The organism is Paenibacillus sp. CAU 1782 (assembly GCF_054551715.1).
In genome coordinates, this window is record NZ_JBTOLL010000001.1 from 1,589,892 (window position 1) to 1,604,526 (window position 14,635).

Consider the following 14,635-nt stretch of genomic DNA (forward strand, 5'->3'; position numbering starts at 1 on the left):
ACATTAAGCCGCACAAAATGGACAAGGAGCAATCCTTCATGAAACTTTTGCGTTTAAAAAGCAATTTGTCCGGCAGCTTCAGGGACATCTTCCCTTTTACCGTCTATACCGTCGGCACTGAGATACAGCCCCCCTTAACGCGAATGAAAGGCTTTTCAGCCCATCAATTGTTTTTGACGGTATCCGGCACGGGAAAATTTCGGAAGTTGGCTCAGGATAAGGACAAATGGGACATCCTTGAGGAAGGCAGCTTGCTGTACATTCCAGCGGGCTGCATGCATGAATATACGCCGACCGGCCATGAGCCATGGCAGGTGGCCTATGTCACGTTTCTGGAAAACTTCGGCGGCATGATGGGCAAGTGGGGCCTTCGCGAGATGCCCCGATTATTCCAAATTACCAATACCGAATCTTTGGTGGAACGTATCTATGGCCTGTGGGAAACCTTTGGCGAAGAGCTGGACGAGTGGTCAGCGTCTGAGCAACTGCTATCGCTGCTGCTCGATCTGCAAAAAAATCTTAAAAAAACAACCTCACCCGAACACGCTCCACTGCTTCCGACCGTCTTCCGCGAAACCGTCGTGGAAGCTGCTGTGCAATTTATGCATGACCACCTGAACCGGCCGCTTACGATCGAACGGCTGGCCCAGCATGTGGGATATTCCCAGAAACAGCTCACACGGCTGTTTCGCCAAAGCTTTGGCACTACGCCGCTGCAATATTTGCATCGGTTGCGGCTGCATGCGGCTCAGATGCTCTTATTGGAATATCCCGATTTAACAGTAAAGCAGGTTGCAGCTTATGTTGGCATGGAGCCCGACTATTTTACGCGGCTGTATAAGCGAGCTTATTCCTCCTTGCCCTCGGAGGATTCCAAATCGGCGCGTCCTTCGCCGCAATAATTATTATGAAGGGAGAAGGACCTGCGTTGTCTTTAAGATCAGAGTATTGAAGCTGGTGCTTGGTGCCATAATTCTATAACACGCAAAAAAAGCTGGAGCGAAAATGAAACCTTTCACTCCAACTACTTGAGTTGGCAAGCATTAGCTGGTTTGGACTTTACCGACGACATCTCTTATTCCATACCGAGGTGGCGACTACCACACTGAAATGATCAGATTTTAAGATACTTCTTGATACGCTCTAGTCCGCCTCGCGCTTCTCCTCCTCCGGCAATCCCGGGGCAGGTTGAGGGACGGGGCGATTTTGCGTTTCCAGCATGTCCGAGGAATAGATCGAAACGGACATTTGGCCGTTGCCCGCGTAAGCGCGGATCAGCACAGGATGATTGTACGGATTGCGGAAGGCCAGATCGGGACCATACCAGCTAACCGTAGCATCGCGTCCCGGCGGCACATAGGTAACATTGCGGCTGTGCGAATAACGCTCCGTTATCGTCAACCCCGCCCGGTCTGCGGCATTATACAAGGTCGAAGAAACCTGGCAAATGCCGCCGCCAATATCCTCGTCCATCTCTCCCCGCACAATGACGGGCGCTCGCTGATATCCTTTTTCTTTTGTTCGCTGGCCCACTGTCCCGTTAAATGAGAACCGCTCGCCCGGGAACAAGACCGTATTATTGAGCGCTTTGGCCGCAAGATAAATATTTTCGGCGCGGTTGGCGTTGCGAGAATTATAGTAGGTTGTATAACGTCCGATTGCATTCATTTTGATCGAGGACAAAATTTCGCTATCCACCCGAGGGTAAATGGGCCGCAGCGGAATTTCCAGAACGGTTGGCCCGCCTTCATAGAGATACCTCATCAGCGCGATTTCAAAAGCAAACCGGTCCAGCGTTGCGCCGGGTTTCTCCGGCACGATGGCTCCGTATCCGTCTAACACCGCGTTAACCGGCTCGCGCCTGACCTCGCGCTCCAATTGGCCGGCAAGCTTTTTGACCGCTCCATGATTGACAAGCGGCACAGCCCCGGGCATCGGCAGCATAAGCTGCTGGCGCGGGGCCGAAGTGATCGGTCGGCCTTCATGCCACAATTGAAGCGGCGGAAGCTCGACCCGCCCCGACTCTTGCTGCGCGGACTGAGTCAGCGCAACCGCAGGCGGCTGCGGCGAAGGAAACGTCAAGCCTGAAAAGCAATGAAATACAACAACAATTCCCGCCAGCATCCAAGTCCATCCCATCTCGTTTACCTCCGGCTTTCCATCAAGCTTTCAACCGGATTAATTTGCGCAAGAGAATGTCTGGCTATGCATAAGGGAGCGCCGAATTGTAAGGCGGGTTATCTCTCGGCAGGTTATCGGACAAACGTTATTGGGAGACGAGCTCCTCCTCCGCCGCATTTGTCTCCTCCACATTTCCTTTGCTTTGATCATTGCTTTTCAGCGCAAGCACGGCGCCCTCCAGCTCGTTGTTTTCTACGATGTACGGCGGCGCTCCCTTTCCTGCGTATTGGGTCGAGATGCCGATCGCTTCCGAATTGGCGGTAATTTCATTGCCGGATATTACGGCTTTCTTCACATTGTAAGCATCATTCCGTTTCCAGTAATCCCCCAGCTTGATCAATTCAACGCCGTCGCGCGTAATGCCCGATGCCTCGATGACATTATTCTGCAGTTCTACCTTTGCCGCAGACTGTACCGATATAGCGGATGTATTGCCGCCGACTTTGAACAGAGAGTTTTTCACTGTCAAATCCAGTCCGGAATGATTGCCGTACAGCCCCATTCTGGCCGTTTCGCTAGTCTGGAACGTGCAGCGGTCGAAGGTATATTTCCCCGCAAGATTAAGAGCTATAGCACCATCCGCAGACCCCTTTGCCCCTTCAAAATAACAATCGTTATAGGTCGCCTGAGGCAATGCCAGACCGGTCAAGGAGTTATAGCCGACAACCTTCAGCCGGTTAATAACGCTGCCAGGCTCCAGCCGTCCCGTTACTGTGCGGAGAGCGGATTCCCCTTCCACATAGACATCTGAAATAACAATGGGTTTGCCCCATAGGGAAAGGCCAGCTTCCTTGCGCTTATCGTTGCTGTAAATGCTAATATTTCTGGCCGTTACTCCAAACGGCGTTTTGGCGCTGATCGCAAAGGTGCCGTTCGTAACCGTCATCCCTTCAATCGCGATGCGCGGGCCATCAAATGTAGTAGAAGAATCATTTAGCTTGTTATTAAGGAAAATAGCGTCATGAGCGGCAACGATCCGTGTACCGTCAAAATGATTGTTGATTACGAGCGCACCCGTAAAAGGCTGGGAAATCGCCAGGCCGATTGCGCCCTTGGAACCGAGATGATTACCCTCTACAACCGCTTCCTTGCCGTCGTACAAGATAACATCATAAGAAGCGTTATTGTAAAAAATATTGTCCTTAATATGGAGGCGGCTGTTACGGTTGCCATTTTCGCCAAAACCGCCTTCCGCATCAATGCCGGATTGCGGCGCAATGCCTTTGATGTTATGCAGCTTGTTGTTTACGATCAATACCCGGTCGGCTCCGCCTACCGTTATGCCCTGACGCCGGTTGTAAGCAAATTCGGAATCCCGGACCACGATATTTTCCGTCACCTTCCGGTTCCAGAACTCAATGTAGGCATCCTTGGCGGACGATTGGCGGAAGACGACATGCGCATAAGCCGCCCCTTCCGGCAGTGTCACAAGCTGTCGCGCTTTAACGGTTGCCATCACCTTGACCAGCTTATTTTTGGCGTCGAAGAAAAAGAGATCAAACTCCTTGCCCAGATGAATGGGATTTGTCAGTTCAAATTGTTTCTCCCTCTTAAAAATAGCATGGTCGAACCGCAGCGGCTTGACGGTGCGAATCCGGGTTTTGTCGGCTGCGGGCTTGCCCTTGTAATCAAAGCCGCCGGAAACAAAATCATTTTGGTACAGATCCCTCACCAATGTTTCGTGAGCGCCGATAATTAAACCGTCCCCAGTGAAATGAGTGCCCTTTACCCCTTCAATGGTGACGTTGTTTGCCCCCAGAACGGTAATGCCGTATCCCCTTTCATGCGTGCCCGGCGTGTGGGGATTATCTTTTTTGCTATAGTCATGATTGTCCTTATCGCCAAGGTAGACGCCGCCGCGCAAGGTTACGTTATCCGCTCCGTAGCCGATATACATCAATTCGTAGTGCTCTTTGCCGTTTTCCTGCTTCTTCAGTATCGTGTCGTCGGTCAGTTGGAAGAGCATATTGCCAACCATATTGATCCGGCTGTTTTTATCGATCAGATAAGTGCCGGACGGCAGCGTAACGGCGGTAATTCCGCTTTTGGCCGCCCATTGCAGCGCTTTGTTAAGACCTTGCGTCGTTTGAAGCGCCCTTGTGCCGTTGCTTGATATGCCCCATCGCTTCAAATCAATCACATGCGGCTCCTCTTGGTATTGGAATAAGTCAGCGCCTTCCGGCGTTGTTTCGTAACCCCCCGACAAAAAATCGCCAGCCAGCGGATTGCCCTTCGGCAAGTCGGGTATTATGGGCGCGGCAGCTCCTGTTCCATAACCCGCCGGGGCCAGCAATACCAACTGCAGCCCGACCAGCAGACAGCCAATCAGCTTTTTCATCATTTGTCCTCCATTAGCGAAGTGAATCTGGAAGCAGATTCCACTTCCACTATAACATACATCACGTTCTTTATGAAGAACATCGGATGAAAAAAGAACCAACCGCAGCTTGCCGATTGGTTCCGGGCTGCACTCATGCCTGCCCGTCTTCTTTTTTTCCTTCTTCGCCTTGCTTGACCGGAAACCACAGCCGCACGGACGTGCCGACGGAGATCATGCTGCTGATTTGCATGCCATATTCATCGCCGCACATGCTTTTTATCCGGTCATGCACATTTTTTACTCCTACGTTTTTGCTTGGCGCTTTACTTTCCTTGAGCTGCTCCGTTAATGTCGATAACTTGGCTTCATTCATTCCGACGCCGTCGTCATATACGGTTACCGCCAGCTTGCCCTCTGTCATTTCCATTGATACAAGAACGGTGCCTTTGCCGCCTTTGGGTCGGATGCCGTGCTGGACCGCGTTTTCCACGATGGGCTGAAGGGATAGCTTGAGCATCAGATTCCTTTTGTCCACGTTGTCGGCAATGTCAAGCTTCAGGTCAATGCGGTTTTCGAACCTCACGGAAATAATGTAGAAGTAGTCCTGCAGATGGTCCAGCTCATCCTGGATGCTCACCCATTCCTCGCCATAATCGATAACGTATTTAAGCTGATTGGACAAGGACAAGATCATGTCGGCCACCTCGCCGTCGTCATTATAGACGGCGTTCATTCGGATGACCTCCAGCGTATTGTAGAGATAATGCGGCCGAATCTGGCTTTTGAGCGCGCTCAGCTCGGTTTGCTTCTGCTTGATTTCCGCTACATAAGCATCATTGATGAAAATTTTGAGGCGGTCCAGCATCCGGTTAAAGCCAAATGCCAATCGCCCGATTTCATCATTGCCATAAGTTTTGATCTGGGTATCCAGATTACCAAGCTCCACCTTGTTCATATGCTGCAGCACGTTGCGGATTGGCGTCGCAAGCTTCCGCGAGAACCATATTCCCATCAGTATCATGACCGCTATACAGATAATAATCGCGACGTAAACGGCGAAGCGAGTGGCGCCAAGCTGCTGGAACAGCCCTTCCGGAGAGACGCGCAGCAACACCTGGCCGTCCAGATACGACACTTCCTGGCTCAGCTCCAGGTAGGTCCCGTCCGCGGAAGCCGCTGGCGGGGCCTGTTGACCGCTTATGGCGCTGTTGCTGTAATACACCATTCCTTTGCCGTCCATCACATGCAACTCATCCTGATCACCAAGGTTCAACTCCCGGAAAAACGCGTCAAGCGCGCCTGCGTCAACATCAATCAGCAAGGTTCCGACCACTTTATAGTTTTTGGTTAAATTTCCGGAAATGTCGATCAGATTCCGTCCAAACGTCACAACTTGATGGCTGGAGCCCAGAAAATATTGCTCGTCGTGCGTCGGGAAAATCGCTAGCTGATTAGGCCGCTCCCGCATCGTCTCCAGCCAATCGCCGACCGGAAGCTTATCCGTCAGGAGCGTGTTGCTTTGCCTGGTTTGATAATACAGCTTGTTATCCGCAGAACGGATAAAATAGGCGCTGCGGATTTGTTTGTCGCTGTACATGACCATTTTGAGAAAAGCATCTATCGGCACATCGTTGATTTGCTCGTATTCATTTACATTCGCCGTCTGGTTTACGGATATGGTATGCGAATAACCCTCGTATCTGCCCGTATACATCAGTCTTGTAATCTCGTCGTAATCCTGAAAAAAATTGTTGAGATTATAGCTCATGTAAAGCGTCATCTGCTTCAGATTGTTAAGCGTATAGCCCTTCACATGGCCGGTAAACGTTTGCAAGGAAAAAACGCTTAACGCGACCAACGGAATCATGCCGACCAGCAGAAACGCAGCGGAAAATTTGACAAATACGCTATTTCGCCATTTGCGAACGAAAGACATGTTCCTCCTCCTTGCCGCAGTCCCCTTTCGTTAATCATACCCGTCCGCCGGGTTTTCTACCAGATTAGAAAAGCTTTTCCCTTCAGGCGCAGCACCGCTTCGATGAAGAAATAATCGCCGTAAATGATCGGTTCCTCATAATCTCCATTGCGTCCATGGTAGGAGCCCGTTCCGTTTGCAACAATGGAATCAACTTCGTTGTCCCAATTGCAGAAGCGGCGGTCCGTTGCCTTCAGAATGTGAATTGCGGCATTCCGATAAAGCGGTTTCTCCAGCTCATCCACTGCTTCCGCGATCTGGAGCAATCCGCATGCGGCGCATACGCCGGCTGTTGTATCCCAAGCCACCGGCTCGGCAGGAGAACGGAAATCCACCAGCGGCACAAAATCGGTCGAAGCCACATTGGCGATGAAATAATGGGCAACGCGTTTGGCCGCAGCCAAATATCGCTCTTCGCCCGTATAATGATGGCTGAGCGCAAAGCCGTACAGCGCCCAAGCTTGACCGCGCGACCAGGATGATCCGGTAGCATAGCCCTGTCCCCCTGGCGATTCCAGGAAGCTGCCGTCTTCGGGATCAAGAACGACGATATGATGGCTGGAGCCGTCTTCCCGAAGCGTATGCGCAAGCGTTGTGTCGGCATGGTCTTTGGCAATATACGAAAAGCGCGGATCGCCGGTTTGCTGACTGGCCCAATACAGAAGCGGAATGTTCATCATGCAATCTACGATGATCCAGCCCGTGCAATCGTCGTTCCAGGCCCGGATAAACTTGCCGCGCGGATTGTAGCGGCCCGCCAGCAAATTGGCTGCGTGCATGCCGCGCGTTTTCGCCCGTTCATTCCCGGTGAGGCGGTAATTGGCGACAGAACTGTGCAGCCACATAAACCCAACATCGTGATGCAAGCCGTCGTAGCCGTCGAAAGCCGCATCCAGCTTGCGCTCCACGCCTTCCGCCGCTTCCTTGTATTTGCCGTTGCCCGTTGCATTGTACATCTGCCACAGCATGCCCGGCCAAAAACCGTTGGTCCACCAATAAATATCGGTGACCGCTTTATCCTCCCGGTATACGCCATCAACCGGTATATAAGGTATGCTGTCGCCAATTCGGTCGCATTCCGCGGACATTTTGGCCTGAATTTTCTCCCATGTCTCATCCAGCCACTGCTCATTTTCCGTTGTTACCTTCATTGTTCAGAACCTCCCGAATATTTGAAATAATCAAAATCCGCCGCCAGCATTGTTCCCGACAAATCCTGCGCGCAGACGCCAACCATCGTTCCCGTAAAACCCAATTTGCCTTCGAACTCGTCGGACAGCTGGCCCAAATCAAGAGCGCCGCCAATGTCCTGCCAATTCTCGCCGTCCGGCGAACAGCTGAACTGCACCCCTCTGACGGAAACCGACGCTTTGAGATAGACACGCGGCCAATCTTCCGCAGAAACAACCGCATCTTCCGGCTCGTCGTAGACCCCTTGCTTTGCCAATGTCACCGCCACATGTTTGCCGCGCTCCTCGTCCCGGCTTACACGCAAATAAAAATGATCGGACTCATCATAATAAAACACAAGCCCCGCCATCTGGTTGTAGTGCTGCGGCTCAAATTCCACGCAGGTCTCCACCTCGCACCAAAAATGCTCCAGCCGTCTGGCAACCAGACTTTGGTGGAACAGCGAAAACAGGGATTCCCTGCCCCGCAGGCGCAAATAGCCGGGACGTTCCCTTAAGGACAACCAGTTCTCCGTTGCGGGAACGCGCAGAGAAAAATAATCCGCTCCCAGCTCGGCGGAATCAAAATGATCGACCTCGGGCCGCTCCGGGAAGGGATGGGGCGGCAGGTCCGGGGCCGGCGTCGTTAGTCCCGGCTTTTTGCCTCCTTCGGGGAGGCGAAGCCAGCCGTCTTCGCTCCAAACGACCCGGGAAAGCCCCGTTTCCCGTCCCAGCGGTGAAAGTCTGCGTCCGGGCAGCGCGCGAGCGCAAATATAGGACAAATACCATTCGCCGTTTTGGGTTTGAACCACAGCGCCGTGCCCCGCTTTCTGCAGCGGGTGTTCCGGATCGTCGACCGTGGTGATGAGCGGATAGTGCGGATCGTATTCATAAGGTCCTTCGATATGACGGGAACGCGCCAGCGTTGCGGCATGGTTCCAACCCGTTCCGCCCTCTGCGAGCAGCAAATAATACCAGCCGTCCTTTTTGAACATAAACGGTCCTTCCGTGACGCCGATCGAAGTTCCTTGCGCAATGGGGATGACAGGACCTGTCAGCTTGCCCTCCTCGGGGGAAAAGCGCTGCATGACAACCCCGTTAAAGCGGTTTTTGCCTTTGCGGAAATCCCATCGCATATTAAGCAGCCACTTGCTGCCGTCATCATCATGAAACAGAAACGGGTCGAAACCGCTGCTGTTCAAAAACAAAGGCTCGGACCATTCGCCTTCGATATCAGACGATATCAGCAAATAATTATGCAGATCTTTGAAAACGCCCTTTCGTCCGTTGACAATCGTGATCATCAAATAAAACCGGCCGCCGCTGTAGGTAAGCGCGGGCGCCCAGATGCCCCCGGAGCTTGGCACGCCGCGCAAATCAAGCTTGGCTGCCGAATTCAGCGGACGGGAAATAACCCTCCAGTGAACAAGGTCCCTGGAGTGGTGAATCTGAACGCCGGGGAACCACTCGAAGGTTGAGGTGGCAATGTAATAATCGTCGCCAACGCGCAGAAGCGAGGCGTCCGGGTTAAAGCCTCTCAAGACCGGATTATGAATTATGCCCAATGTGGTATTCTCCTTTCAGATGATACCCCAACGATAGCACTTCAAAATACGGCAAGAAAGTCAGTTTTTTTATAATTTTATCCGGTTTTTTAAGAGGTTTCGATCAAGAAAGCAAATCATTTCCATTAAATGATTAAATTCCTGCAAATCCATCGCAATTGGGTGTAAACACAGCATTCCATCCTGTGCTTACTGCCTGATGGACTGTTTAAATTCCTGCGGCAGCATGCCGGTCTGCTTTTTGAACATGTCGCTGAAATGGCGGGCATTCCTGTAGCCGACCTTGTCCGCGATTTCATAGACCATAAGGTCGGTATGCGTCAGCAGGGAGACCGCCTGCTCCATTCGCAAATCGGTCACGTATTGCTTGAAGTTGCGTTTCATGTGCTTTTTAAAAAAGCTGCTGAAATAATACGGATTCATAAATGCAACGGCCGCAGCGGATTCCAGGGAAATATCGCTTTGGTAGTTGTCCCGGATGTAAGCGGCGATCCGATCCATCAGCGTTTGCTCCCTGCTCACGGATTGGTCGCCGATCCGGTTGTACAGCTCCTGAAGCATATCGTAAATCCCTTCCGCCATGGACGCGTAAGTATGATAGTGCTCCAGCCTGCTCTGCAGGTGCTGAATGTCGAAGCCCCAGGCGGACATGGGAACGTCCGATTTTTTGACCTCCTGCACGATTGCCAGCACGGACGAGAAGCAGGTGGAAACCGCAAGCTGCCGATTGCCGACAGTTGCAGTTTTGATCACCTCCATCAACGCCTTCATGCCAGACAACGCCTTTTCCCAGTTGCCGGCCGTCAATGCTTCAATAATGTTTGATTGCAGAGTAAACCATTTATTTTCCAGATCCTTTTGCGGCTCTGGCTTGCGGTATGGGATAACAAGGTTTAATCCGGCAAAGTAGGACATGTCCAGCGCACGCTCCGCCTGCTGCGAGGAAAGTCTCAACTCCTGCAGCGTCTCCACCGGTCCTCCGAGGCCAACCGATACAACCAGCTTCAAATAGCGGGCAATGTTGACTTTGACCGCTTCGCCGAGCATCAATTGCGAAGCCTCGTCGCTTTGGCTGATGACAAAAACATGGTGCCCGTTTTTCATAAACAAGCAGCCCTTGCCGTATGCCGTCAAACTTTCCTGCACGACATTGTTAATGGCAAAATCAACGAGCTTCCGCGTTTGGATCGGCCAACGCTCGTTGTCATTGCCTTCGGGATCGATTCTGACCATCCCGACGCTATAGCGGGGACCGGGCAGGCGCTCCGCAAGACTGGCAAACGCGCCAGATGCCGGTGAAAGGCTCCCGGCCGTCAGCTGCTCCAGCCAATTGCCAACCTCGTCGTCTTCTTTTTTGCGCTCCAGCTGCTGAAGCTTGCTTCTTCGCTTGTCCTCTTCGTTTTCCTCCCGAATCTGGGAGACCGCCTTGGCGATCACTTGCTCCAGCTCCGCTTTTTTGACGGGCTTCACCAAATAATCCACGGCGCCGAACGCAACCGCGTCCCTTGCATAGGAAAACTCCTGATAAGCGCTTATAAATATAATTTTGACCGGCAGCTGAAGCCGTTTCACTTCCTTGATGATATCGATGCCGCTGTAATGGGGCATGCTGATGTCGCTGATGACGATGTCGGGCTTCAAGGTGTGAATAGCGTCCAGCAATTCCTTGCCGTCATAGGCGTATCCCGCAATTTCCATATGGAGCGAATCCCAGGGTATCAGCTTGGTTAAGCCTTTTAGAATCAGCGGTTCATCATCGGCCAGCACAACGGATACTTTCATCAGCATCGCTCCCTTTTTCCCGGCTTCCTGAGTTCCGGTTTTCTGCATGGATAAACCGTAGCATGCTACGCTCCGTTTGCGTATGAGGCTTTTTAAAGAAAAAGGTTCCGTTTTTTAAGATTTTCCGGTGGGCGGGATGCTGGTAGCGGCCTAAAGAAGATCCAGCAGCGGCTGGTATACGCCATGCAGGAACAGGAAAAGCAGCGCCCCCACGGCCGATCCGATCAATGCCCCGTTCAGCCGGATGCGCTGAAGATCGGTATCCACCTTGTCTTCTATAAAATGGACCAGCCGCTCCTCTGTAAAATCATCCAGCGTCCTGCGCACAATCACGCCAATTACGGCATGTTCGCTTTCGATGGTTTGCGCCAAAAACTGACCGGCATATCCCTCCAGCTGCTCCTGGATTTCTTTGTCCGCTTTAAAGGTTTCCCAATAAGAAGAGAACAGTCCCGTCATCCATTGCCGGATATCTTCCGGCTGCAGCGTCCGGTTGTCGGCTACGATATATTTCATGTCGGAGCCTGGGGACAGCATGCCCGCAACCGCCTCAAGCAGCGATTGGATTCCCGGCTGAAAGCTCAAATGCAGAAGCACGTCTCGTTTCCAGTCATCAATGGCTTTGGCTGCATCTTCGCTGTTCTCCAAATGATCAGCCAGCTCGTGCAGTCGCTCCACCAGCATAACCCGAAGCTCATGTTCCGGATTTTTAAGGCTCTCCATAAAGCTTTGCAAATCGCGGTGAAGCGTTTCGGCCGCTTCCTCCAGATTGATGGCGTCGGCGGCTTCCGCAAAATCGACAAGCTTTTGCTTCAGCCAGCGGGTAAACGAGCCGCCTTCGTTGACGAATTTATTTTTTTCCGCGGCAAGCATGTCGGCAATTGCCTTGCGGATTTCATCTCCTGCCGTTTTTTCCGCTGCGTAGTCCACAATATGGCCAATCCACTTTTGGATATCGCTATTGTTCAGCACCCACTTGAGCGCAGCCCCGCTATAAGGCGCCAGATTAACGCCTGCCAGAGCCTTGCGGGCATGTCCGTCTAGCTGCTCCGACCATTCTCTGGCATCCATTCTTCGCAGAAAAGATAGCGCCAGCTTCCAAACCTGGGATGCTGCGGCTTCAAGCCCTTTTTTATTGTCGACCCAATTAATCAGCGTCTCCACCAGTTTAAACTGCGACAACCGCTCCCGAAGGAGCTGCTTGCTCAGAAGCTGTTCCTCGACCATCTGGACAACGCCGTCCACCAGCTTATCCCGGTTGCGCGGAATGATGCCGGTATGGGGAATCCAGCGCATGCCCATGGGGCTCCGAAACAAGGCTGTGACGGCAAATAAATCCGCAAGCGCGCCAACCAGTCCCGCTTCCGCCGTATAAAGCAGCAACTTGGCCCACCATTGCCCCGGGTACAAATAAAGGCAAACTGCCGCGCCTGTAAACAGCAAGGCCAGAAGCAGCAGGCTGGCGTTCGCTTTTTGTTTCATCGTCATGCCCGCGCCCCTCCAATCCAGAACGTCAGCAAAAATAGAGCCATGCCTACAAACGCGCCTACAATCATGCCGTTCAGACGAATATATTGCAGGTCTTTGCCTGCCTTGTCTTTTACAAAGGCCGTAAGCTCCTCTTCGCTAAAAGCGTCAAGCTTTTCACGGACTAATTTTCCAATGACGGTATGATGACGCTCCAACCAAGAAAGCAATACATGTTTGATTTCGGCATCCACGGTTTGCCGCAGCTCCGCGCTTTCCGACAATTTGGCGATGCCTCTGCCGATCTGCTCGGCGATCCACCCCTGCGAAGAAGCTTGATCCGGCATGGAGACATCAGCTTCATGACCCGATTCAGCCGCAGGGGCAGTCGCGGTTCCTGCTTCCTCCGCACTAACTCCGCTGGATAAGGACTCTCCAATTTCGGCGCTGATACTAACGGACAAGGTCTCTTCGCTCTCCACACTAACTCTGCCGGATAGGGTCGCTCCGCTCTCAACGTTGATACGATCGGATAAGGCACCTTCGCCCGCTCCAGACGCCAATAGTTTCTCCCTCGCCTTCTCCAGCCTCTTGGCGATAAATTGATCCAGCTTCAGGTTTTCTCCTGCGCCTTGCAGCAGCTTGCTTTTTATCCGCTCGACCTCCTGCCGCAACTCCTGGTCATTTCGCAAACGGTCCACAAAACCAGCAAGCTGCTCCTTCAGGGCAAGGCTGGCGGGATGATCCGGGGAGGCCATGCCTTCCAAAAATGCAACCAGCCAATTTTGCACCTTGACGCTAATGGCGTATGCATTAAGCCCCGCTGTAAAATCGACCAGACGGCGCCGAAATTTGTCACCTTCGTAGGATTTGACGGCCGCTTCCGCAAACTGCTGAATCAGGAGACGAACCTTTTCGCTGCCTGCCAAACCGGCCAGCTGCGCAGCGGCGAACCGAACGGCCTTTTCATCGTATCCGTTTTTTATGCTCCATTCCCCAATATCAGCCAGCAGGTCCGATGCTTGCAGAGCATCGGCATGATCCAGCAGAAAACGCCGCATGCCGGATGCCAGCTCTTGGGGGTCCGCTTTGCCAAGAAGCTCCGCAGCAAGCTTGCTGGCAATGGCCTTTACATCCTCGGCGCCGCCATGCCGGGTCAAATACCGTACGATCGTATCGCCCAGATTGTAGTCCTGCAGCGTTGCTTTTATATGATCAACCGTTAACAGTTCTTTTTCCACCATATCCGCCAGCTCGCCGATCAGTTTTTCCCGCCTGCGGGCAATGATCCGGGTCCCCATCCAGCTAGGCCATTTGATTCGCAGCGGGTTGCCGAATAAAGCGCTGATCGCAAAGGAATCAGCCAGTCCGCCAATCGTGGCTGCGCTAAAACCCGCAAACAGAAGCCCCCCGGCAAAATGCTGCTGAAACGGAAATGTAGCCAAAATGCCCACCCCCGACAATGCCAATATGCCGTTTGCCGTTTTTCGTATATCTTTTTTCGCCATATCGCCATCTGCTCCAATCCCTGTTGTTCAACCTACAGTTATCTAAAATTGTATAATGGCTGGAGAAATTAAGCAAAGCCGGCACCGCAATTGAACTATCAAACCATCCAAATCAGTAAAATAAAGAAGCAAAAACCGACATGGCGCCGTCTAAAGAAAACAGGAGGGGTTTGTGCGCGCATCGCCATTATTTTATAATGATCCCTAAAGAGGAGGTTCAGCAGCTATGAAAGTGAGCAAAGAAAACGCGGAGCATTATGTATGGGGAGCAAATTGCGACGGATGGCGTTTAGTCCAACAACCGGGATTAAGCATCATCCATGAAAAAATGCCGGCAAACACAAGCGAGGTTCGCCATTACCACGAAAAGGCGCGCCAGTTTTTCTTTATTTTGTCCGGCACGGCTACCATTGAAGTGAATGGCACGAAGATTCTATTGAATGCGCATGAGGGTATTGAAATCGCGCCGACTGTCCCGCATCAAATGTTTAACCATTCGGCGGAAGATACCGAGTTTCTGGTCATCTCCCAGCCGGCCAGCAGAGGCGACAGAATTACTTTGCAGTGAACGCATTCAATGGATTTCCGGGTTGTTCATTCCCCAACCCGGCCTCTTACAATAAATGCGCAATTTGATTGTACTCGTGATCCGGCATAGCTCTGGTGAA

10 protein-coding genes are annotated in these 14,635 nt (G+C 52.2%); 2 read left to right on the plus strand and 8 right to left on the minus strand.

Features of this window, described 5'->3' with window-relative positions; all coding sequences use genetic code 11:
• Positions 1–38 precede the first annotated feature (38 nt).
• A complete protein-coding gene (locus ACX93W_RS07680; protein ID WP_459391704.1) occupies positions 39–902 on the plus strand; it encodes a helix-turn-helix domain-containing protein in 864 nt (287 codons plus the stop codon).
• Between the two features lie 241 nt (positions 903–1,143).
• Here the strand turns inward: ACX93W_RS07680 and ACX93W_RS07685 are convergent, their stop codons facing one another.
• The 8 genes from ACX93W_RS07685 to ACX93W_RS07720 all read right to left on the minus strand — a co-directional run bounded on the left by ACX93W_RS07685 (position 1,144) and on the right by ACX93W_RS07720 (position 13,967).
• Complete coding sequence (locus ACX93W_RS07685) at positions 1,144–2,139, minus strand: VanW family protein (protein ID WP_459391705.1); 996 nt, start codon at positions 2,137–2,139, stop codon at positions 1,144–1,146.
• A 127-nt stretch (positions 2,140–2,266) separates the two neighbouring features.
• Positions 2,267–4,522, minus strand: a complete 2,256-nt coding sequence (locus ACX93W_RS07690; RefSeq protein WP_459391706.1) for a right-handed parallel beta-helix repeat-containing protein — start codon at positions 4,520–4,522, stop codon at positions 2,267–2,269.
• A 130-nt stretch (positions 4,523–4,652) separates the two neighbouring features.
• Entirely contained in the window at positions 4,653–6,437 is a 1,785-nt protein-coding gene (locus tag ACX93W_RS07695) for a sensor histidine kinase (RefSeq protein WP_459391707.1), read from the minus strand.
• Positions 6,438–6,493: 56 nt separating this feature from the next.
• Positions 6,494–7,627, minus strand: a complete 1,134-nt coding sequence (locus ACX93W_RS07700) for a glycoside hydrolase family 88 protein (RefSeq protein WP_459391708.1) — start codon at positions 7,625–7,627, stop codon at positions 6,494–6,496.
• Complete coding sequence (locus ACX93W_RS07705) at positions 7,624–9,210, minus strand: glycoside hydrolase family 43 protein (protein ID WP_459391709.1); 1,587 nt, start codon at positions 9,208–9,210, stop codon at positions 7,624–7,626. The genes ACX93W_RS07700 and ACX93W_RS07705 overlap by 4 nt, the downstream gene beginning before the upstream one ends.
• A 189-nt stretch (positions 9,211–9,399) precedes the next feature.
• Positions 9,400–10,992, minus strand: a complete 1,593-nt coding sequence (locus ACX93W_RS07710; RefSeq protein WP_459391710.1) for a response regulator — start codon at positions 10,990–10,992, stop codon at positions 9,400–9,402.
• 150 nt (positions 10,993–11,142) lie between these two features.
• Complete coding sequence (locus ACX93W_RS07715; protein WP_459391711.1) at positions 11,143–12,480, minus strand: DUF445 domain-containing protein; 1,338 nt, start codon at positions 12,478–12,480, stop codon at positions 11,143–11,145.
• A complete protein-coding gene (locus ACX93W_RS07720) occupies positions 12,477–13,967 on the minus strand; it encodes a DUF445 domain-containing protein (protein WP_459391712.1) in 1,491 nt (496 codons plus the stop codon). Before ACX93W_RS07720 ends, ACX93W_RS07715 begins: the two co-directional genes overlap by 4 nt.
• A 226-nt stretch (positions 13,968–14,193) precedes the next feature.
• Between ACX93W_RS07720 and ACX93W_RS07725 the strand changes: the two genes are divergently transcribed.
• Complete coding sequence (locus tag ACX93W_RS07725; RefSeq protein WP_459391713.1) at positions 14,194–14,535, plus strand: cupin domain-containing protein; 342 nt, start codon at positions 14,194–14,196, stop codon at positions 14,533–14,535.
• Positions 14,536–14,635 lie beyond the last annotated feature (100 nt).